This is a genomic window from Paenibacillus xinjiangensis, assembly GCF_059686975.1.
The window spans coordinates 1-21,765 of the sequence record NZ_JCAALS010000047.1 but is presented as its reverse complement, the minus strand read 5'-3'; the positions used below and the strand labels follow the sequence as shown (position 1 = coordinate 21,765).

Here is a 21,765-nt window from a genome sequence, read left to right as displayed (position 1 = left end):
AACTCTCCGTTTTCTTCCCGGAACGGGTTGGTAAGCACCTACGCTAAAAGGAAAATTCCCCCTCGGGGGAATCCTTATAAATGAGTTTACACAAAATTATTGACAGACCCAAAAATCTCTGGAATGGCGAAACCATACTGCTTTCCGTCTCGACTCCCCCGTTCTGATTAAAGATCGCATCCGTAGCTTAGAGGAAGTAATACGCTGAACCTTATCACTTGATGTGCTTAGTTATTTGCCAGACTGTTCTTACGTCATTTAAGCTGCGAATTAACATTGCTCTGGAGGTATCTATCTTATGGAATTATTTAAAGAGCCAATTCTTTATAACGACCCGCTGCTTCGTATTCAAGTGCGCAGCTTTCACAGTATGATCATATGTCAGCATGGGTGGCATTTCCATCCACAGCTAGAGATTATTGCTGTACGATCTGGAAGAATGGAAATCCATACACCCGCTGAAGTTTATCACTTACGAGCGGGGGATGTGTTAATTCTAGGTTCTTGCCAACCCCATCTCGATCTGAGACAACCAAACGAAGTGGTTGATTATGTTGTGCTCCAATTCGAGCTGGAGGCCTTCGTAGATTCCAACATGCTTCCTTTCCTATATTTGTTTCAGGAGTCATTGCTGCCTTTAGTAAAGCTGAACACATTGTTTAGGGAGAATTCGGAATTGCGGCAACAATTCTACAGCACAGTAATAGAAGTGCAACAGGAACATGAACAGATGCAAAGAGGCTATGAGATGGCCATTAACTATTTGGTGAAGAAATGTATTTTCTTATTATTGCGTCATGACAATAAGGGATTGTTAGAACATAACCGATCGATGAACTATGCCAAGCTAAAGTTAGTTTTCGATTATGTGGAAGCTCATTTATCCGATAAAATAACTGTGGAGCAGGCTTGTCTTCTCATGAGTTTCAGCTATACCTATTTTCTTAAATATTTTAAACAGACCATGGGCATTACTTTCACTGACTATGTCATTCATCGCAGAATTAAATATGCAGAACGACTGCTTCTGACCGAAGATCTCAGCATTGCTCAGATTGCTGAGCAGGTCGGCTTGCCGAACCTATCACACTTCTACAAGTTGTTTAAACGAGTCCATCATTGTTCCCCTAAGAGCTTTAAAGACACCATCATAGCCAGAGCTAACCAAACCATTCATAGTAGGGGTCAGATGATTACAACAGAATAGCATCATTATGGAGTGGTATCGGATATTGGAAGCCTGTTTCAATACAGATACGATAGAAGAAGAGATTAAATAAAAAATCTTCGAGGTGACTTCATATGGTGCAAGAAGTAGATTATAGAAGAAAATGGTGGAAAGAAAGCGTAGTGTATCAAATTTACCCGAGAAGTTTCATGGATACCAATGGAGACGGCATTGGAGATCTTAAAGGGATTACTTCAAAGCTTGATTATTTACATGATTTAGGCGTTGACGTGATATGGATCTGTCCCTTCTACAAAACGCCAAACGCTGATAACGGTTATGATATTAGTGATTATTATGCTGTTTCTGAGGAATTCGGAACAATGGCAGATTTTGAACAGTTATTGTCAGAAGCTCATCGCAAAGGAATTAAGGTTATCGCAGATTTAGTCTTAAACCATACTTCTGATGAGCATCCTTGGTTCGTAGAATCCCGTGAATCCAAAGACAGCCCTAAACGAGATTTTTACATATGGAAAAAAGCGAAAGAAAACAATGAGCCTCCATCGAATTGGGCATCATTCTTTGGAGGTTCTGCGTGGGAATATGATGAACAGTCAGAGGAGTATTATTTACACATTTTCACCCAAAAGCAACCGGATCTGAATTGGGAGAATCCGCTATTAATTGAGGAGCTTCATCGCATGGTACGATGGTGGCTTGATAAAGGCTTGGATGGTTTTCGTATCGATGCTATAAATCATATCGTCAAGATGGAAAATTTTCCGGATGCAGAAGCACCAGCTCATGAGAAAATCGTATCCGCACATCATTTATTTTCAAATCTTCCAAAAGTACATGATCATATTCAAAATCTCAATCGAGAAGTGTTTAGTCACTATGACATCATGACCGTCGGGGAAGCTGCAAACACGGGCCCAGAAGAGGCTCTGTTGTATGTGGATGAAAATCGGGACGAGCTTAATATGGTCATTCACTTTGAGCATTTAGGCATGGACAGCGGAAATGGGGGTCTTGAGGGTTGGGAGAAGACTCCTTGGCAATTATCTCAGCTAAAAGAAATAATAAACCAATGGCAAATTAAGCTGCATAATAAAGGATGGAACGCTAACTTCTGGAGCAATCATGATCAACCGCGGGCCATTTCTCGTTTCGGTAATGATCAAGAGTTCCATAAAGAGTCGGCAAAACTATTGGCAACATTGATGTTTATGCTGGAAGGCACTCCCTATATCTATCAAGGGGAAGAAATTGGTATGACCAATATAAAGTTTGATTCGATTGAAGATTATAGAGATGTTGTTACCCAATATTTTTATCGTCAAGCACAGAAAGAAGGTTGGGCGGAGGATCGGATCATGAGGGCCATTCATCAATCAGGTAGAGATAATGCCCGAACGCCAATGCAATGGAATGATCATTCTCATGGCGGGTTCACAACCGGAACGCCATGGATTCCAGTTAACCCTAATGCGAGCTGGATTAATGTAGAGTCTGCTGAGAAAGAGCCAAATTCCATATTGAACTATTACAAGGAACTAATTTCTCTTCGCAAACAGCATCTCGTTGCAGTTTATGGAAAGTATGATCCTATTCTCCCAGATCATTCGTCCATTCTAGCCTTTACAAGGACTTTAGGAAATGAACAATTGGTCGTTGTTATGAACTTCTCCGCTACATCGACTCAGTTGGAAATCCCTGAAGCGCTAGCAGACAAATCTTTTGAATTACTGCTATCAAATGTAGAGTCAGATGCGGATGAAACATTAGCTAATGGTCGTCTTCAGCCTTATGAGTCAAGAATCTATTTAAAGGTGGCTATACCATGCTGACTAAATTTCCAACAAAGGGATCTAAGGGTGTTCGATTTGTATATTATTCGGATACTTCCGTTGATAGTGTTGCTCTAGCTGGAACCTTTAATAATTGGAATGGCGATAGAAACTACATGGACAGAATGGAAGATGGGACAGGTTGGGAGATTGAATTGCCTATTCTTAAAGGAAGGCATCTCTATAAAATTGTGGTGAATGGGGAAGCGTGGATTTTAGATCCGCTCAATCCGAGTGTATCGGAAGATGGGCAGAATAATTCTGCGATTACGGTAACTGAAAATGGTGACGTACTGATCCGAACAAATGAGATTTCAAAAAGTCACCCGGGATATATGTATGAGAACTTTACAGCCCTTTCTAGTCCTGAATGGCTTAGAAAATCGGTCATTTATGAGCTTCATCTCCGTGCGTACACAGAATCCGGTTTCCGAGGATTGGCTGATAAGATAGATTATTTTAATGAAATGGGAATCAATACGCTGTGGCTGATGCCGTTTAACGAAGTGGGACATGAACGCAGGATTGGTAAGTACGGTGACCCTTATGCGGTAAAAGATTTTTATTCGATAGATCCCGAATTCGGCACCAAAGATGATTTATTGTTATTTATGCGCAAAGCTCATGCGAACGGGATCAGGGTCATTTTGGATTGGGTCTTGAACCGCACGAGTAGGGATCATATTCTGACAGGAAGTCATCCGGAATATTTTACACATAATGAACAACATGAGATCTACTATGATGTACCCCTTCGCGAATATTTTGCTGGTATACAGTTTAACAGCCGCGATATGAGGAAATATGTCATTGAGGCTATGAAATACTGGATTACCGAGTTTGATTTTGACGGAATTCGATTGGATGATTCGGATATTACCCCCTATGATTTCCTCGTTGAGATCAAGCAAGCGCTGCAGGAAGTGAAACCTGATCTCATCCTGATCTCTCAGTCATACGATGAATATCATCATATTGAATCCTGTGATTTGACCTACAACGGGAATCCTCGAATTCTTATTCGTCAGATGATCGACGGAACGATTACACAGACTGATTTTATAACGATTTATAATTCTTACACGTACAGCTTTCCTAAAAACTCTCTGAGGATGAATTGGCTTGAGGAGAAAGAACAGTCCAGAGTCTGGGCGTATTTGGGCATGGAGCATGCAGGACCTGCTGCTTCGATCTTACTGACGCTCGAAGGCGTTCCCCTCATCATGATGGGACAGGAATTTAATGAGAATACGATGGAAACATGGACGTCCTTATTCGATGAGTATAAACTCAACTGGGATTCGTTTGATACAAGGATGTTCGAGCACTATAAATTCCTGATCCATCTTCGAACAAATCAGCCGGCATTTTGGGCGGGCGAATTAGAGTTCATACGAAACTCAGAACAAATGGTGTTATCCTACGTAAGACAGCACAAAGGCATCAAGTTTTTGATTATTGTTAATTTGTCAGAGGATGCTTTGCGCGTTCTTTTTGATAAGGAAGCAGATGAATTTATCAAAGATAGGAGAAATATGCTCTATCGCACTGGAAGGGACGATCTTCACACCGAGAAAGATTCTTCAGCATTATGGGTGAACAGCTATGAAACAATCATATATAAAATGGATGAATGCACGGAAGAGGGGGGCCTCCTTGATGCACCCGCAATTTGATTTGACTAACAAGATTGCCATGATAACAGGAGCCAGTAAAGGAATCGGGTTTGGGCTTGCAAAAGCAATGGCTCACGCTGGTGCGAAGGTTGCTGTTGCAGCAAGAAACAGGGAAGAGCTAGATCAATTAGTATCAGAAATCCGGGCTGATGGAGGCGATGCTGTTGCTTTTATACTGGATGTTCGGAATGTTAAGGAGATTGATTCGGTAATCAATCAGGTAAAGATGCATTTTGGAAGATTGGATATTTTAGTTAACAATGCCGGACTCGGCACTAATCATCCAGCAGTCAATGTTACGGAAGAAGATTGGGACAACATGATGGATGTTAATCTCAAAGGTTTGTTTTTCTGTTGTCAATCGGCAGGGAAGATTATGCTTGCTCAGGGATATGGCAAGATAATAAATATGAGCTCACAGGCTAGTGTCATTGGCATCGTAGATCACGCTGTATATTGCACCTCCAAGGGCGGAGTTAATCAATTGACGCGAGTTCTGGCATTGGAATGGTCTGCTAGGGGCGTGAATGTAAACGCAGTCGGACCAACCTTTACATACACGCCAGGAAATTCAGAGCGTCTGGATGACCTCGCTTATTTAGAAGGGGTACTGGCAAGAATACCTAATCGACGTTTAGCTGAGATTAGAGATGTCGCAGGTGCTGTCATCTATCTTGCTTCACCAGCAAGTGATATGGTAACGGGTATCACGCTAATGGTTGACGGAGGTTGGACTGCGCAGTAAATGACTTAATCCGCTTAAAAGAAATTTGCAAACAACGAAGGGCATCCAAATGGGTGCCCTTTAATTTCGCCTTTAGAGTGATATGGTGAACCGTACCACAAATAGTGGTGAAGCGAAAAGTTGAGTTGAAGGTTGAAGCTTCGATGCTAAATCTATGAAGAAGCGCGTAAAGACCCAACTCATGTGGAATCGGTCATATATGCCGAGACGAGACCTTTATCAGGAATAGTTCTCCATCATTTGATATAAATAATTTCGAAAGTCTTCAACATAGGTTTTGGGCTCTACAACTTTTAGATGAGTGCCGAAGCTTGCTAAAAATTGAAATCCCATACGATTTTGAGGGACATAAATGGTTGCTAATAAAAATCCAGAACTATGGTCTTCAATACTTCTTCGACCATATCTTTCGATGATTTGATCTTTTATGCTAGGCGATATCCATGCCTTAATCGTGACGAGTAGCGGTAGATAACTTGCTTCGTGTCCTTGCTCTGACCAATCGTCTCTAGGATGAAACGCGCGTTCATCCATAGTAATATGATCGATCCGAGATAACTTGAATGTTCGATATCCCTGTCGATGTAAACAGAATCCTTTCAAGTACCAACTCGATTCGCTAAAATGCAGCTCATAGGGCTCGACCATTCTATTCGTTACAGCCCCGTCTTTATCTGTATAATCAAACGAAACCAGCCTTTTCTTTAAAATGGATTCTTGACATGTCTTTAAGGTTTCAAGAATCTCGGACCGACCTTCCCAATCATAAAACGACAGTTGAATGGAACGATTCAGAGACAATGGACTAACCATTGCCTCTATTTTTTTTATCGTTCTTTCAACTTCTTCAGTAAGGAGGATTTGTTCCAATCCGCCGAGCGCAGTTAATATATTCTGTAAATCGGAGCTGCTTAAAAGGCGTTTATCAACCTTGTATTCATCGATTATGCCGTAGCCGCCTTTGACCCCATTGACAGAGTAGATCGGGATGTTCGATAAGCTCAATGTTTCCATATCGCGAAGGATCGTTCTTTTGGAAACATTGAATAGTTGTGAGAATTCCTTTGTAGAAACAACCTCTTTTTTCAGCAATATCATGATAATCGAAATGAGTCTCTCCACTTTGTCCATAATTGCCCTCTTTTTTCTACATGATTTCAGAAAGGTGACAATAAGATGTCACCTTTTGTCCATTATACTACATGTATCACAAGAAGGAGGTTTTGATTTCCGCCAAAAAGGTGCTGAGCGAATTACAGAAAATTATTACAGAGAATCATGATGTGCCCGTTTTTCTAAGGAAAGCTTCAAAGATCGCCTGATCACCCCGAAAAACTAAGGAGGAAATGCAATGTTTAATCCAACCGATTTTCCCAAGCCCACCACTATTTCAGTCAACGGTGTGGAACTCGAAGTTTTTGAAGCAGGCCGACAAAATGCCGGAAAACCCATTGTCCTCTGTCACGGCTGGCCAGAGCATGCCTTTTCTTGGCGCCATCAGGTGGCCGCCCTTGCCGCAGCGGGCTACCATGTCATCGTCCCAAACCAGCGGGGTTACGGCAACTCATTCCGTCCGACCGAAGTAACAGACTATGACATTGAACACTTGTCGGGTGATCTCATCGCACTTCTCGATCACTACGGATACGAAGATGCCACCTTTGTCGGTCATGATTGGGGTGCAATGGTCGTTTGGGGACTGACCTTATTGCATCCCAACCGTGTAAACAAAGTGATAAATCTGAGCTTGCCTTACCAAGAGCGCGGAGAAAAACCCTGGATCGAGTTCATGGAAGAAATACTTGGCGGCGACTTCTATTTCGTCCACTTCAATCGACAGCCAGGCGTCGCGGACGCCGTATTCGAAGACCATACATTCCAGTTCCTTCGCAACCTGTATAGGAAGAACGAGCCCCCCACAGAGCCTCAGCCAGGTATGGCGTTGATCAATCTCGCCAGAGCAGAAACACCACTGGGTGAGCCCTTGATGAGCGACAGCGAGCTGGCCGTTTTCGTCTCCGCTTTTGAAACATCAGGGTTCACGGGCAGCATAAATTGGTACAGGAACCTTGACCGCAACTGGCGCTTATTGGCGGAGGTGAACCCAATCATCCAACAGCCGACCCTCATGATCTACGGCGACCGGGATGCGGTCCAGAGGTCTGAAAACCTAAAAAAGTTCGTGCCCAATGTGGAAGTGGTTAATCTGGATTGCGGTCATTGGATTCATCAAGAAAAGCCGGAAGAAACAAACCAAGCGATTTTGAAATGGCTGGAACAGCAGGATGCCACCTAGTCCCAAGAGCGTTTCAAGGTTGAGCTTGCCCTCCGGCTTGACCGGAGGGTGGAATGAGACGCGGTCACCGTCTTCGAGGTGACTGATTGGGCACCGCTACCCCGGTAGGGCTAGGACGTGTCTCCTAAAGGCGCGGCGGTCGTGAGCCGTGCGGGCGGTGTTCGGTGTGGTCAGCGTGTTGAGGGAGGGCAAGGGGGCATGATCAGGCTCATGGGTCTGATCTCCGAGTACTTCGTCGCTTCGACGGACGCCGCCGCCGCGTTTATAGACGTGGACTCGATCCCGCCGCACGCGGTGCACGGCGGTGGGTTTGAGCCGGTCGTCCACCTTGGGACCCTTGAGGAGCTGCTGACCGGCAGGACGTTCGACGAGATCCTCGAGGATGCTTTCACGTATCGATTTGCCCAGTTTAATATAATACTTGTGTAACAACATTCCTGACGATCTACCGGCTGACACAGTGCAAGCCGCGATGATGCTGAATAGAGTCGCTTAGCAAGCAAAACTTAGAAGGACAATAAGGGCACCCAAACTGGGTGCCTCTTGATTTCGCGCTATCGAAAATACGTAGAAAAAACAACAAATGATTTCGCCTTAGAGATGATACGCTGAACCTTATCACAAATAGTGGTAAAGCGGAGGGTAGAGCTTGTAGTTAATCTGAAAGATTGGAACATTACGGCGTAAAACTTATTAATGAGCGACATTAAAGGAGTTTCCAAGTATTATGGCGAGCAAATTACCATAACAGAGAAGTCTTGCATGCTTCAAGGAGCAAATGTTTGTGAAATTTCCATCAAATTAATAAGTTGAAAAACTCTAATCATCTTCTGCTGGCGGTTAATTGCAACATTGCAGGATGATAAAAGTGATTACTTCTACATACATCAGAATAGAATAGAAAACAAAGACCGGACAAGCTTTCGCTTAATCCGGTCTTATTTCTCAAAGCAGGGATAAGTTGATTTATTTTCATTTTTGCTCACTTTTATTCACTGCAAATCCTTTATTGGCGGGATGATTTGAGCTTTCATTTCCGAAAAAAACTGACATTTCTTCAGCAGATATAGGTCGGCTATAAAAGTATCCTTGTGCTTCGTTACACTTTCTCTCTTGAAGGAAACGAAGCTGCTCCTGCGTTTCAACGCCTTCCGCAATCACTTTTAAATCTAGGTTGTGTGCCATACTGATTATGGTATGAACAAGTGCTGCATCTTTTGAATCCGTGAATATATTTCTTGTAAAAGACCGATCTATCTTTAAGCTGTCGATGGGGAAAAGCTTCAGATAGCTTAAAGAAGAATATCCTGTTCCAAAATCGTCAATGGATAGATGGATACCCATTGTTTTTAATTTTTGCATCGTAGATATAGCATACTTTGAATCTTGTATGATGCTTTCCGTTAACTCAAGCTCAAGATACTGAGGACTTAGTTCCGTTTCCTTTAATATTTTACTGATAATCTCAAATAAATTGCCCTGTTGGAACTGACGGGAAGAAATATTAACAGCCATGCGTAGAGGGGGATATCCCTGATTCTGCCAAGATTTATTTTGGCGGCACGCCTCATAAAGCACCCATTCACCTATTGGGATGATTAATCCTGTTTCCTCCGCTAAGGGGATAAAATCATCGGGAGGAATATTTCCCCACTCAGGATGTTGCCAACGGATAAGCGCTTCGACGCCAATCACTATGCCAGAAATGACATCAACCTGAGGTTGATAGTAAACCTTAAACTCATCGCGCTCCAATCCTTTACGCAATCCAATTTCCAACTGCATTTTTTTGGATACCGCTTCATTCATATCGGGTGTGTAAAACTGAAAGTTATTTTTCCCTTGTTCCTTTACACGGTACATGGCTGTATCTGCATTTTTGATTAGGGTCTCTATATCCCTACCATCGGATGGATACAAACTTATCCCAATAGATGGGGTTACAAACATCTCATGTTCGTTTAACACAAACGATTGAGTGAATAGATTGATTATCTTTTGGGCTTTTTTTGTAATTTCATCAGAATTGGCGTTAGGGAGAAGTACAATAAACTCATCTCCGCCTTGGCGTGATACCGTATCCGATTTTCCCGCACAGATTTGGATTCGCTTGGCAACCTCAATCAATAAACGATCTCCCATGGTATGTCCTAACGTGTCATTGATATATTTAAAACGATCCAAATCAATAAACATAATTCCGATGATCTGTTTATTTTCGCTTGACTGATCCAATGCTTGCGTGAGGCGATCGTTTAATAAATGACGATTCGGTAATCCTGTCAAAGGATCAAGATAGACCATTTGATTGATTTTTTTTTCAGCTTTCTTGCGTTCAGTAATATCTCGAATGATGCTGCTGAAGTAGGTGTTTCCTTCCTCTACCCAAGCGGCAAGAGAAAGTTCGATTGGAAATTCGTTGCCGTCTTGTCTTAGTCCTTGTAATTCGACCGTTTTACCAATTACGTGGGGCTTGCCTGTGGAAACATAACGTTCCATCCCCTTGTGATGAGCCTCTCTATATCGTTCAGGTATTATGACCTGTAGCTTTTTACCTAGGACCTCTTTTTCCTGGTATCCAAAAATGAGTTGGGCACCTTTGTTCCATGAAATAATGGTACCCTTACTGTCGGCTAAAATAATGGCATCGTTAGCGGATTCGATCACAGAACGAAATTTTCGTTCGGACTCTAAGGACTGAAACTCAAAACGTTTATCAATAAAAGTGCTGATGAACACTAATCCGAATATGATCAACATGCCAATTCCAATCGAATACGCTAGAAGGGAATTGTCGAATACTGCCTCAGGCAAGCTGGTTAAATGATGATCGTGTTTGAACTTTGCTGCCGACATTCCGGTGAAATGCATACCTGATATAGCTACTCCCATAATGATGGCACTGCCCGTTTTTCTCCACCAAATTCCAGGTGAGTTGGCATGTTGTTTCACCAAAAACAATAGAATTAAGGCAACAAATGAAACGACATAAGCGATTATTGCAGAAAGAGCCCATAAAATTGGATTATACTCAATTGTCGCCCCCATCACCATGGCTTCCATCCCGATATAATGCATGGAAACAATGCCTATCCCTATAAAAAGTGCTCCAATGAATACTTGAGATATGCGCATTGAAGGTCGGCTTATGATATGAAAAGCAAATCCTGAGGCTAATATTGCAGGAATAATTGAGATGATAACCAATGATAAGTTGTATGTTACTGGGATAGACAAATGGAAAGCAAGCATAGCTATAAAATGCATGGACCATATGCCCATCCCCATAGCAAATGCTCCGCCAGATAACCACATGTAACGTGCAGTACCTTTTGCTTTATGAATATGTATTCCCAAACTTAATGCAGCAAATGAAGCAATAATTGCAATAATAATAGATAGAAGAACAAGGGGTAAGTGATATGTGCTTGAGAGTGTTTGCATATTGATCCTATAAGTCTCCTTAATTGAAAATTTGCAACTAGAATAAAAAGTGGACACCCGTTAATTGTAAATAGATAATTACATTAACGAGGAGAGGTGTCCTGTATGGAGAAACAGTCACGCAATCATTACACGGAAGAGTTCAAAAAGAGAACTGTAAAGTACATTCTAGAACAATCCAAGACAATGCCGGAGATCGCTGGAGAACTGGAGATCTCAGCGGGTGTGTTACATGGCTGGAAGCAAAAGTACCGGAGCGAGATACAGGCAGAGATGCAAGCGGAAGTCCAGGCTTCACCAGATAAAGTTCGTCAGTTAGAACAACAGTTACGAAACATGGAGTTGGAGAAGGAAAAGCAACAACTCGAGAATGCCGATTTGCGTGAGGAGCTTGAAATCTTAAAAAAGGCGCTACACATCTTCGGGAAAGAAAGGAACTAAGGTTTCAATTCATCGAAGATCATCGCTCTGAGTTTCGAATGGAGAAGATGTGTGACGCACTAGAAGTTTCAAGGAGCGGCTACTACAAATGGCTTTCTGAGAAGGCTAATTTAAACAGTTATCAGAAACGTCGCAAGGCGCTCTTAGTGCGCATCTCTTGGTTATTTGAAGATTCTAAAAGACGCTATGGCAGCCCGAAGATTACAGTCATACTACGAAAAGAGGGGTGGAAAGTTTCAACGCGTTTAGTCAGTAAACTGATGAAGGAAAATGGGATGAGGTCTTGCGTATCAGGCAAATTCCGGGTTTGTACGACGGACTCAAACCATTCAAATCCCGTTGCACCAAACCTACTTAATCAATATTTCAAAACCACCGCTCCGAATAAAGTTTGGGTAACTGATATCACTTACATCCCCTGCCGTGAAGGCCGCATGTACCTTGCAAGCGTCCTTGATCTTTACAGCCGTAAGATCGTAGGTTGGGTATTGGGAGACCGTATGACGACGGACTTGGTCCTTGCAGCGTTAGACAAGGCGTACGAGGCGCAGAAGCCAAAACATAAGATGATTCATCACTCTGACCGCGGTTCGCAGTACACATCCGAGGAATACCGTGACCGCTTGAAAAAGTACAAGATGAAAGCCAGTATGAGCCGCAAAGGAAATTGTTACGACAATGCATGTATCGAGTCGTTTCACAGCGTGCTGAAGAAAGAGTATATTTACTGTACGAAATTTAAGACGAAGGTGCAAGCGCAACAAGAGATGTTTGAGTACATTGAGCTGTTTTACAACCGTAAACGAATTCATGGTACTTTGGGGCATCTGACGCCGATTCAATTCGAAGCGATGTATTACAAACGAGTATGTTAGATGTATGATTGGGTGTCCACTTTCTTGACAGAGGTCCATATCCTTTACGGTTGCATAAGTAGAATTTAAGGATGAAGCGAAAGCCAATGAATTCGTCCCGTTCGTCTGGTTCGGGGCAGAAATAAGCTCAAGCAAGGAGTACAGCAATAAGGTGATTTGGCGGAGTCTGCAGGAAGGCTGAAGGTGGTTCGATATGGTTTCCACTTATTAAGATAGATTGTTAACAATTGATCTCTCTCTACTAGCGTGACAAACGGCAGTCTGGGGGCTGTGACAGACCATGTGAGCCAAACACGATTATATTCTTTGACATTCGTGAACATTGGGCCGAGAACATCATTATTGAAATCTTTGGCGGAAGCCAAGCAGAGTACGTTTCATAATAAACGGAAATGATTAAACAAGACCTGTGCCTTTTCATATGGCATGGGTCTTTGTTTTTAGCTGTATTCCGCACGATTGTTGCTAAGGAGTGCCTACGGCAGAGTAGAAACATAAAAATGATGAATTCAGTAGAAAGGATTCTACCAAAGAAGATTAACTCTTTAAACTTGCCGTTACAGACAGTGCGGTGAACCGTATTACAAATAGTGGTAAAGCGTAAGGTCGAGGTTTCGATAAGTGAGAAAAATCTAGCACTACTCCAAAACACTCCCTAATAACATCGGGAGTGTTTTAACACGTGCATACACAGATTATTCGAATACTAGGTGAGGAATATATTTACAAAACATACCTTTTTATGTTAATTTTTGAATGAACGTTCATTCACTGAGGGGCGAAGCGCATGTTTATACAAAGCAAACAGCTACAACAGAAATTTATTGAAGGCTTCGAAGAACTGGTTTCAGACCGTGCAATAAGGCAAATTATTGTACATGCGATTGAGGTATTTTCAAAGAAAGGATTCGTAGGCGCCAAAATTAAAGATATTGCCGCGAGTGCAGGGTTCAGCCAAGGATATGTTTATACCTACTTCAAATCAAAAGAGGAGGTTTTCACAAAGATAGTTGAGCTTGCTTCAGAAGGGGCAGGGCAAGCGGTTCGATATGCTGTTGAAATGTCAGGATCACCTCTTGAAAAAATAACTTGGTTAACTGAAGCATTCTTGACTCCAGATAGCATAGCAATGCAACATTGGAGATTAATCTTAATTCAGACAGCTACATCGGATGCTATACCACAGGAAGCAAAACGAATATCGAAAGAAAAGATAATAAAACCTTTCGAACACCTGATTCCTTTGATTATACAAGGGCAACAAGTTGGAGAAATCATTGAGGAAGATCCAATGTTACTTGCCATAACCTACTTTTCTTTCATACAAGGTTTAGGAATTGCAAGAATGCAAACTACCAGCGAATTACCCTTTCCTTCAGCAGAAGTGGTTTTGCGATTTTTGAGAAAGATTAATTAATAGTATTAGTTTCTTAAATCTGGAAAGGAAGATGATCATGGTTAAAATATTTAAGAATGATACGGGTAAAGAACAGGTATTGAGCTCATATAATCGGATACTAGAAATGTGGTCTTCAGATTTCCAAGAACACGATATACAAACCAAGTTTGGTACGACCCATTGTATTACTTCAGGAAGTAAAGGGAACCCGCCGCTTCTTCTATTTCATGGGGTGGGAGATAACTCAGCGGTCATGTGGGTTTTAAACATTAAGGAATTATCCAAATATTTTTATTGCATTGCCGTTGATACTGTTGGGGGTCCTGGAAAAAGTGTTCCAAACGAGAACTTCAAGAAAAACTTGTTTAACCAAACGGAATGGATAAATCAAATTGCAGACCATTTTAATATTGAAACCTTAAATTTAGCGGGCGTATCCAATGGTGCATACATGGCATATAACTATACTACTGTTAATAGCGAAAGAGTTCATAAAGTAGTTTGTATGGAGGGGGGCATGGTTACTAACCCCCTTAAAACCATGTTACAAACCCTACTACTGATGTTTCCAGAAATATTGATTCCAACGCATCATAACTTACTTAAAATATTGAAGAAGTTAAGTTCTCCCAACTCCGATATTTTCGATAAATACCCCTCGTTTGCGGAGCATCTAGTTCTTTTAATGAAAAATCATAATCAGCAAGCAATGTTTGTTCATAAACTGGTGAAATATGATAAAGAAAAAGGTGCTGCCATAAGGAACAAGCTTTATTTTCTGATAGCGGAACATAGAATTAATCTTAAGAAGGATTTCATACAGATTCTGGATAATGACGGGTTTCGCTATAAAGTGATTCCTAACGTGGGGCATGGCATTAACCATGAACAGCCTGATATTATTAATAATGAGATTATTCGGTTTTTGATAGAGAAATAATGCTCTACCACAGACAAACGGTGAACCGTATCATAAATAAGGGCAAGTTTTTTGAGAAGGAACTAAAGGAGTCTTCCAATGTGCCTTGACTGGCATGAGTTTCCATGAAATATCTTCAATGATTGGCTGATTGGCAGAGCTGCGGTATATTGATAGGATACCGACTAAATAGGGCATTATGCCACGCAAAGTTTTCGAAAAGAGGTATCAGGATGTTCAAGATTGGGACGTTCGCTAAACTGAGCGGTGTTACGGTGAAGACGCTGCGCCATTATGATGAACTTGACTTGTTAAAGCCTGCGCGAGTGGACGAAGAATCGGGCTATCGTTTTTATACGGCGGAGCAGCTGTTGACAATCCGTCGCATAGAGGGATTCAAAGAGCAGGGCTTGACACTTGAGATGATGCGGCCGCTACTGACTGGACCGGCTTCTCCGACGCAAGCGGAGCGCACGTTACTTGAGAAGCGGAAGGAGCTGGAGCGTCAGATACAAGAGGCTCAGCGGCAACTTGCGGAGATCGATGAGCGGCTGGTGCGGATCGAGCGGCATGCGGAGGCTGCTAAGGAAGAGAAGTTCTCGCTGCGAAGCGTGGAGCCGTTTCTCGTCGCTTCCGTCCGCGAGACTTTACCGAAAGACCAATTGTGTCTGCTGCTCGACGAACTGAAGCAGTATGTCCGCTCGCAGGGCGAAGAGTCGGACTGCGAGTTGACAATCGTCTGGCACAGGAGGTCCGATTGCAACGCAGAGCCTTCGGACTTCGAGGTTGCTATTCCCATCTCGAAATCGATCCCTGACAGCCGCAGGGTGAAGATTCATCATTTACCCGGCTTGAAGAAGGCGGCCTCTTATATCCATCGATGTGACCCGTATACAGATAATTGCAAGGCAAGCGAGATGTTGAGGGCATGGCTCGCTGACGAGGGCTACAGATCACTCGAGACGATCCCGGTTCGGGAGATTTATTTGACGTCGGACAAAGATATCTACGGCCAGCTGCGACTGGCGGAGATGCTCGTGCCGGTTGTACGGGTCTGAAAAACTTGGGAACCGCTCTTGACTCTCCCCTTGTGGGGAGGGTTTATCATGGCATCAACCAATTGATAAGGAGTGGATCTACATGGATATGAAACGTATGGATGGTCGAATCGCAGTCGTCACAGGTGCCAGCCGAGGGATCGGTAGGGGGATTGCGATTCGCCTCGCCGCTGAAGGCGCGCTCGTAGCCGTGCATTACGGCACACGGAAGGAAGCGGCGGAGGAGACGGTCTCCGCAATCGAAGCTGCGGGCGGTACAGCATTTGTCGTCGGCGCCGAGTTGAAATCCCTGGACGGTGTCAATCGGCTTCTTCAGACCCTGGATGACGAACTCATCCGCAGGACAGGCGTCAACCAATTCGATATTTTGGTCAACAATGCCGGTATCGGCACATCTCCTGCACTTGAACAGACAAGCGAAGAGGATTTCGATCAGTTATTCGCGGTCAACATTAAGGCGCCGTTCTTTCTCGTCCAGCAATCGCTCGGACGCCTGCGGGACGGCGGTCGCATCATCAATATCTCATCCGGAGTGACCCGCATTGCCTTTCCACATATTATGGCCTACAACCTAACCAAAGGTGCCATCAATACATTCACCTTGCATTTGGCCAAGCTTCTGGGTCCGCGAAGGATCACTGTTAACGCAGTCATGCCGGGCATCGTTGATACGGAGGTCAACGAGTCATGGCTGCACATGCCCGATGGCCGTAACTTTGCCGTAGAGATGTCGGCTCTTGGGCGCGTCGGCGAGCCCTCGGATATTGCGGACATTGTCGCCTTCACGGCATCGCCGGACGGCCGATGGGTAACGGGGCAGATGCTCGATGCGACCGGAGGGTCGCATTTGTAAGCTGGAGTGGGATCTGTTTGCGGAAACAAATACCAAGTATAGAATGAACGGCCAGGAGCAAGGACTGCCTTTGAGCCGTTCAATTGTTCGACATGGATTTATGGTGATATACTCATAATCCCACGCTTTTAATCGTGGGATTATCCAATTTCTGTTTCTCATTGCGCCAAGAGGGCAATTTCTTTCCCGCTTGTTCGAACCAGTCTACCAGCTTATCGGTCAAGCCGATCCGCAGCTCGTTTGAAAATAGATGATCCAGCTTATGGTAGTGCTTCTCCGCATCTTTGTGCCTTCCGCTTGCCGTATACAGCTTCATCAGCGCAAGTCCGTCTTCTTCGTTATACGGGTCCACATCCTGAATCCGTTCATACATCGCCAGCGCTTCCTCCTGCATCATGGCTTTCTCATAGAATCGGGCTAACGAACGGGCATTCTGATACCATAACTTCCGTAGTCTTTCGCGTTCGTCCTCCACCCAACCATAACCAATTTCTGGTAAATAGTCCCCTTCATAAAGTGAAAGCAACCGCTGCAGCTCGGAGTGACTATCGGTCAAATTTACGCCGCTCACCTGCCGCAAGCCGTTTTCCCATTCCTCCACGTCAATCCGAATGCGGCTTGTGTCGAGTATGTAGCCTTCTTGAATAGTCATATTTTGAATGGGAGCATCGATGCCCATTTGCTTCAAGCACTTTCTAATGTGATAAATCGATGTGTACAATTGATTCACAGCTTGTTTCACATCAAGCTCCGGCCACAGCAGTTCCAAAAGTGTCTCCTTGAGGACGATATTGCCGCGTTGGTGCAGCAGGTAAGCAAACAGAGCCTGCGTTTTTGCCGTGCGCCATTTCGGTATTTCCGGAGACCCGCCGCTGCTCTGAAAACGGAGAGACCGAAAACACAGAATGCGAGAAGGCGCTGTTGAGAGCATATCTTCTTTATGCATTCTTTTTTGCATCAGCCGCTTTATCGTTTGATCCAAACGTGCTTGATGCAACGGTTTAAGCAAATAATCGACCGCATTCAGCTCAAAGGCTTGGACAGCATACTCGCTATATGCCGTTACAAATACAATATCGGCTCCTGGACAAGCCTCCTGTGCCAGCTCTGCCGCTTTGATTCCCGATATTTCCGGCAAGTGAATATCGAAAAATACGACGTCCGGCTGAAGTTCCGGCATTCGCATAATAGCCTCTCGCGCATTCCCAAACGAGCCAACCACCGAAATACTGGGATATCCCGATAGCATTCGCCGAATCTGGTTTAACACCAGCGCTTCGTCATCCACCAGCATGATCTTCATGTATTTCACACTCCATAACATGTATGCATTGTTTTTTGCAAGATTCGACTTGTTACAACAATATTATCGGAATTTTGGCAATGGATGATTAGAACTGTCCGAGCAGCCGTGTCCAAGTAGAGGTAGTCTCAGTCGGTTGAATTACCTTGATAATACGAGGTTATTTTCAAGTACTTCATTTCCACGTGAGCGAAAACAGCATGTAAAGAAGCTGTAGAGATTTTGTAAAGTTCCTTTTGTTATGATCACACCTGTCGAATGAAAGTGGATTATATCGAGATATGGCGGTCAAGGGACGTTGAGTCCCTATGGGACAGGGGGGAATGAGTATGAAAGCGGAATAGAATAAGAACGATCGTTTTACTCCAGCGAGAGCAGAAGCGCTTGAGTTAGAAGTAATAGACAAATTTTTGAATAAGAGAGGAGAACCCTGCTTAACAGAATGAAATCTGCAAATATAGAATTTCTATATGTTTTCGTTAGCAGGTACGAACAAAAAATGAAATTAAAAAATCGAAGAATGTTATCTTTTCTAATGGCAATCGTTATGGTATTGACGCTGCTGCCTTTTCATCCGTTAGAAGTAAGAGCTGCTGCAACATCAACACTTGATCTTGGTAATCCTGTTAGTGTAACCGAGTCAACCTATCAGCTATCCAATGCTGCATTTGGAAGCACAGGTGTCGTGAATGGAGCGGGCGGATACTTTACTGTGGCAGTGAATAATGGCTCAATTGCTGTTGGAACGCTTCCAAGTGGTATCACCGAGTTGATTAATGGTATAGAAATCAGTGGCATTGTTACTGACAAATCTACATCTGCAAATAGAGTGTTCAATTTTTCAAATGGTAACACATATGAAGATATTCTGGCTGTTATTCAAAATTTGACATTTACAAAAGCTGTGGGGCAAACCCAAAGGGTAACAGTAAATGTAGCGCCAGGGGCACCATTGACCGATGGGAAAACATCTGTACGTACCTACAATGGACGCCATTTTGTATATGTGCAAAGACAGGCTACTATGACTTTTCAAGATGCTGTGACTATTGCTACAAACAATAGCGGACATCTTTTAGAGCCAAACTCAAATAATCCTCAAGAAATTTTTGCGATTGCTAGTATGTTTAAAGAATTTAAAAGTTTCTTTAGGGATAATTGGAACTTTATAACCTTTATAGGCGCTACTAAAACTACAGCACCTAATTGGGACACTTCTAGTTATAGCGCTACAAGGTATGTATCAAACGGTCAGTCAACAGCTCTTGATACATCGGAAGAATTTGTGCCTAATGGAGCGTTTGACCATCTTACACTTCTGCTGGACACGACTAATAATAAAGTAGGCTACTTAGCCGTAAATAATACACACGGTAGCAGCAGCGGATATTTTGATCCAGGAGTTATAGTCGAATATAATTCCGGTGTCATTAGCAACAATATCACTGCCACAAGATATATTGGGATTTCAGATATGGGAGGCAGCTTGGGGATCAGCGGTGTTGCCAAAGTTGGTGAAACGTTGACTGCGGACTTATCGGGAATCACTTATTCGCCTGACACATCGGCTAATGTGCCGACTTACCAATGGTACCGGAACGGAGTCGCCATCACGAATGCGACGGGTTCAAGCTACACGTTAACCGCTGACGACTTCGGTGCAGCCATCACTGTGGCGGTCACCGCTGACGATATGCATGCGACAGGGAGCGTGACAAGCACGGCAACGGGAGTGGTAACGGCAGCGGACGGCGCCGAGGCTCCGGCAGCACCGGTAGAAGTAAGCAAAACAGCAACGAGCATTACGCTGCAAGCTGTCACCGGTCAGGAATACAGCATAGACGGCGGCGTGACGTGGCAAGATAGTTCGACGTTCGCCGGACTGACGCCAGGTACGGACTATACGATTGTAACCCGTGTGAAAGCGACAGCGACGCAGGTGGCGTCTGCTATCAGCACAGGAACATTGATTCGTACAGTGGCTAACAACGCGGGCTTGGACGATTTGACGCTGTCGAGCGTCACATTAAGCCCGGCTTTTGCGGCAGGCACGACAAACTATATGACAAGTGTTCCGAACAGCGTGAGCGACACGACAGTGACGGCAACGGTATATGATGCTGTTAATGCTACGGTGACGGCGAGCGTGTACAATAGCGAAGGCACGCTGGTCACAGGTCCATTTACGTTGACAAGTGGCGTCGTTTCCGATTCGGTGCCGCTGAGCGTAGGTATCAACACGATCCAGGTGGTCGTGACTGCGCAGGACGGCACGACGCAAACGTATATCGTAACGGTGACGCGCGCCTCTAGTGGCGGCTCCGGTTCGACACCTACACCTACACCTACTCCGGCAACGGGCGTGGAAACAACCGTGAACAATGAGGCCAGCAGCTTCGCTACTGGCACAACGGCAAACAACGTAACGACCGTTGAGATTGATCCAAATAAATTATCGGAGTATGTCTCCTTAAGCAACGGACAGCGATTGAATGTACTTGTGCCTGGCGACGGTGACATCAAGGTTGCAGGTTTGACCGCAGCAACCCTGAAGCAGTTGTCCGATACCGGCTCCACGCTGAACATCGAGAATCTGCTTGCTATTTATCCGATTCCAAGCACACAACTGGATCTGGGTTCGATCACCAAACAATGGAACGACGCGCCGCTGGGCGAAATTGCAGTCGATATTGATATCAAGAGATCGTCTGAGGCATTGAAAGCCGCAGCAGAAGAACAGGCGACTAAAGATGGCTACGATCTGCTCGTCGATCCGGTAGATCTATCGCTTATCTTCACATACCAAGGCCAATCCGTTAAGCCGGATCAACTGACGAGCTACGCGCCTCGTTATATCGCGTTGCCAGAAGGCATTGATCCGAACAAAATTACGACCGGAGTCATTGTTAATTCGGACGGTACCGTGTTCCATGTGCCAACAGTCGTAACGAAAATTAACAACCGTTACTTTGCAATGATCAACGACCTGCGCAGCCAGGGCAGCTACTCGGTCATCTGGAATCCGCAAAGTTTCGATGATGTGAAGAGCCACTGGGCACAGGCGAGTATCAACAATATTGCAGCCAGACTGCAGCTTGCAGGTACAGGCAACAATACCTTCTCCCCGAATCGCAGTATTGACCGTTCGGAATTTGCCACGATTGTGGCAAGCGGACTGGGCTTAATGCGCCAAGGCGTAACCGGTACGCCGTATAGCGACGTAGCACCGTCGAGTTGGTACCACGATGCCGTTACGGTTGCCAGCGAATTTGGCATTATCAAAGGCTTTGCTGACGGTGGTTTTCACGGCAGCGAACGGATTACAAGAGAGCAAGGCATCGCCATGATCGCCCGCTCCCTGAATGTCGTTCAGCCGCAAGAGGCGCTGAACGCATTGGAAATCAATCAGATTCTGGCTCCTTACAGCGATATGGACCAAATCTCCGGGTATGCCCGGGAGTCTGCAGCCCAACTGATTAAGGCTGGCATCCTGCAAGGGACCGGAGGACAGCTGTTGAACCCGAAAGCGGCGATAACGCGCGCGGAAACAGCGGCTATGGTTGAAAGATTGTTGAAAGCTACGAAGTTGATCGACTAGTATTAATGATTAAGAGGGGGCTAACTGCCCAATGTCATTAAGTTAAGGTGCTGAACCAAATAACTATGTAAAAGAGCAGGTTATCGAAAGATAGCCTGCTCTTTTTTTGCGTGAAAAAGATTAAAAGAACTTGACAA

General features: G+C 44.2%; 16 protein-coding genes. 13 read left to right on the top strand and 3 right to left on the bottom strand.

Annotated elements, in window-relative coordinates:
• Window positions 1–298: 298 nt before the first annotated feature.
• From AC6ESP_RS28810 to AC6ESP_RS28795, 4 genes are all read left to right on the top strand, one after another.
• Entirely contained in the window at window positions 299–1,207 is a 909-nt protein-coding gene (locus AC6ESP_RS28810) for an AraC family transcriptional regulator (RefSeq protein WP_497100214.1), read from the top strand.
• A gap of 95 nt (window positions 1,208–1,302) precedes the next feature.
• The gene (locus AC6ESP_RS28805; RefSeq protein ID WP_497100213.1) at window positions 1,303–3,021 is read left to right on the top strand and encodes a glycoside hydrolase family 13 protein; all 1,719 of its coding nucleotides are present in this window, start codon (window positions 1,303–1,305) and stop codon (window positions 3,019–3,021) included.
• A complete protein-coding gene (locus tag AC6ESP_RS28800) occupies window positions 3,015–4,697 on the top strand; it encodes an alpha-amylase family glycosyl hydrolase (RefSeq protein WP_497100212.1) in 1,683 nt (560 codons plus the stop codon). Before AC6ESP_RS28805 ends, AC6ESP_RS28800 begins: the two co-directional genes overlap by 7 nt.
• A complete protein-coding gene (locus AC6ESP_RS28795; RefSeq protein ID WP_497100211.1) occupies window positions 4,681–5,442 on the top strand; it encodes an SDR family NAD(P)-dependent oxidoreductase in 762 nt (253 codons plus the stop codon). Before AC6ESP_RS28800 ends, AC6ESP_RS28795 begins: the two co-directional genes overlap by 17 nt.
• A 219-nt stretch (window positions 5,443–5,661) precedes the next feature.
• Here AC6ESP_RS28795 and AC6ESP_RS28790 read toward each other — a convergent pair whose 3' ends face one another.
• Entirely contained in the window at window positions 5,662–6,573 is a 912-nt protein-coding gene (locus AC6ESP_RS28790) for a helix-turn-helix transcriptional regulator (protein WP_497100210.1), read from the bottom strand.
• 220 nt (window positions 6,574–6,793) lie between these two features.
• Between AC6ESP_RS28790 and AC6ESP_RS28785 the strand changes: the two genes are divergently transcribed.
• A complete protein-coding gene (locus AC6ESP_RS28785) occupies window positions 6,794–7,738 on the top strand; it encodes an alpha/beta fold hydrolase (protein WP_497100209.1) in 945 nt (314 codons plus the stop codon).
• A 198-nt stretch (window positions 7,739–7,936) separates the two neighbouring features.
• Window positions 7,937–8,167, top strand: coding sequence for a hypothetical protein (locus tag AC6ESP_RS28780; RefSeq protein ID WP_497100208.1), 231 nt, complete (start codon window positions 7,937–7,939; stop codon window positions 8,165–8,167).
• A gap of 543 nt (window positions 8,168–8,710) precedes the next feature.
• Here the strand turns inward: AC6ESP_RS28780 and AC6ESP_RS28775 are convergent.
• Window positions 8,711–11,182, bottom strand: a complete 2,472-nt coding sequence (locus AC6ESP_RS28775) for a putative bifunctional diguanylate cyclase/phosphodiesterase (RefSeq protein WP_497100207.1) — start codon at window positions 11,180–11,182, stop codon at window positions 8,711–8,713.
• 105 nt (window positions 11,183–11,287) lie between these two features.
• On the opposite strand from AC6ESP_RS28775, the gene AC6ESP_RS28770 reads away from it, so the two are divergent.
• The 6 genes from AC6ESP_RS28770 to AC6ESP_RS28745 all read left to right on the top strand — a co-directional run bounded on the left by AC6ESP_RS28770 (window position 11,288) and on the right by AC6ESP_RS28745 (window position 16,727).
• On the top strand, window positions 11,288–11,623 hold the full coding sequence (locus AC6ESP_RS28770; RefSeq protein ID WP_497100206.1) for a transposase: 336 nt from the start codon (window positions 11,288–11,290) through the stop codon (window positions 11,621–11,623).
• 11 nt (window positions 11,624–11,634) lie between these two features.
• The gene (locus AC6ESP_RS28765) at window positions 11,635–12,498 is read left to right on the top strand and encodes an IS3 family transposase (RefSeq protein ID WP_497100216.1); all 864 of its coding nucleotides are present in this window, start codon (window positions 11,635–11,637) and stop codon (window positions 12,496–12,498) included.
• A gap of 787 nt (window positions 12,499–13,285) precedes the next feature.
• Window positions 13,286–13,915, top strand: coding sequence for a TetR/AcrR family transcriptional regulator (locus tag AC6ESP_RS28760; protein ID WP_497100205.1), 630 nt, complete (start codon window positions 13,286–13,288; stop codon window positions 13,913–13,915).
• 37 nt (window positions 13,916–13,952) lie between these two features.
• Window positions 13,953–14,837 carry an alpha/beta fold hydrolase gene (locus tag AC6ESP_RS28755; protein ID WP_497100204.1) on the top strand — a complete coding sequence of 295 codons (885 nt, stop codon included), beginning with the start codon at window positions 13,953–13,955 and terminating at the stop codon, window positions 14,835–14,837.
• 212 nt (window positions 14,838–15,049) lie between these two features.
• Window positions 15,050–15,874 (top strand): MerR family transcriptional regulator, encoded by an 825-nt coding sequence (locus AC6ESP_RS28750; protein ID WP_497100203.1) that lies wholly within the window; start codon window positions 15,050–15,052, stop codon window positions 15,872–15,874.
• A gap of 88 nt (window positions 15,875–15,962) precedes the next feature.
• Window positions 15,963–16,727, top strand: coding sequence for an SDR family oxidoreductase (locus AC6ESP_RS28745; protein ID WP_497100215.1), 765 nt, complete (start codon window positions 15,963–15,965; stop codon window positions 16,725–16,727).
• 112 nt (window positions 16,728–16,839) lie between these two features.
• Here the strand turns inward: AC6ESP_RS28745 and AC6ESP_RS28740 are convergent, their stop codons facing one another.
• Window positions 16,840–18,030, bottom strand: a complete 1,191-nt coding sequence (locus tag AC6ESP_RS28740; protein ID WP_497100202.1) for a response regulator — start codon at window positions 18,028–18,030, stop codon at window positions 16,840–16,842.
• 535 nt (window positions 18,031–18,565) lie between these two features.
• Here AC6ESP_RS28740 and AC6ESP_RS28735 point away from each other — a divergent pair.
• Window positions 18,566–21,628, top strand: coding sequence for an S-layer homology domain-containing protein (locus tag AC6ESP_RS28735; protein ID WP_497100201.1), 3,063 nt, complete (start codon window positions 18,566–18,568; stop codon window positions 21,626–21,628).
• Window positions 21,629–21,765: the final 137 nt, after the last annotated feature.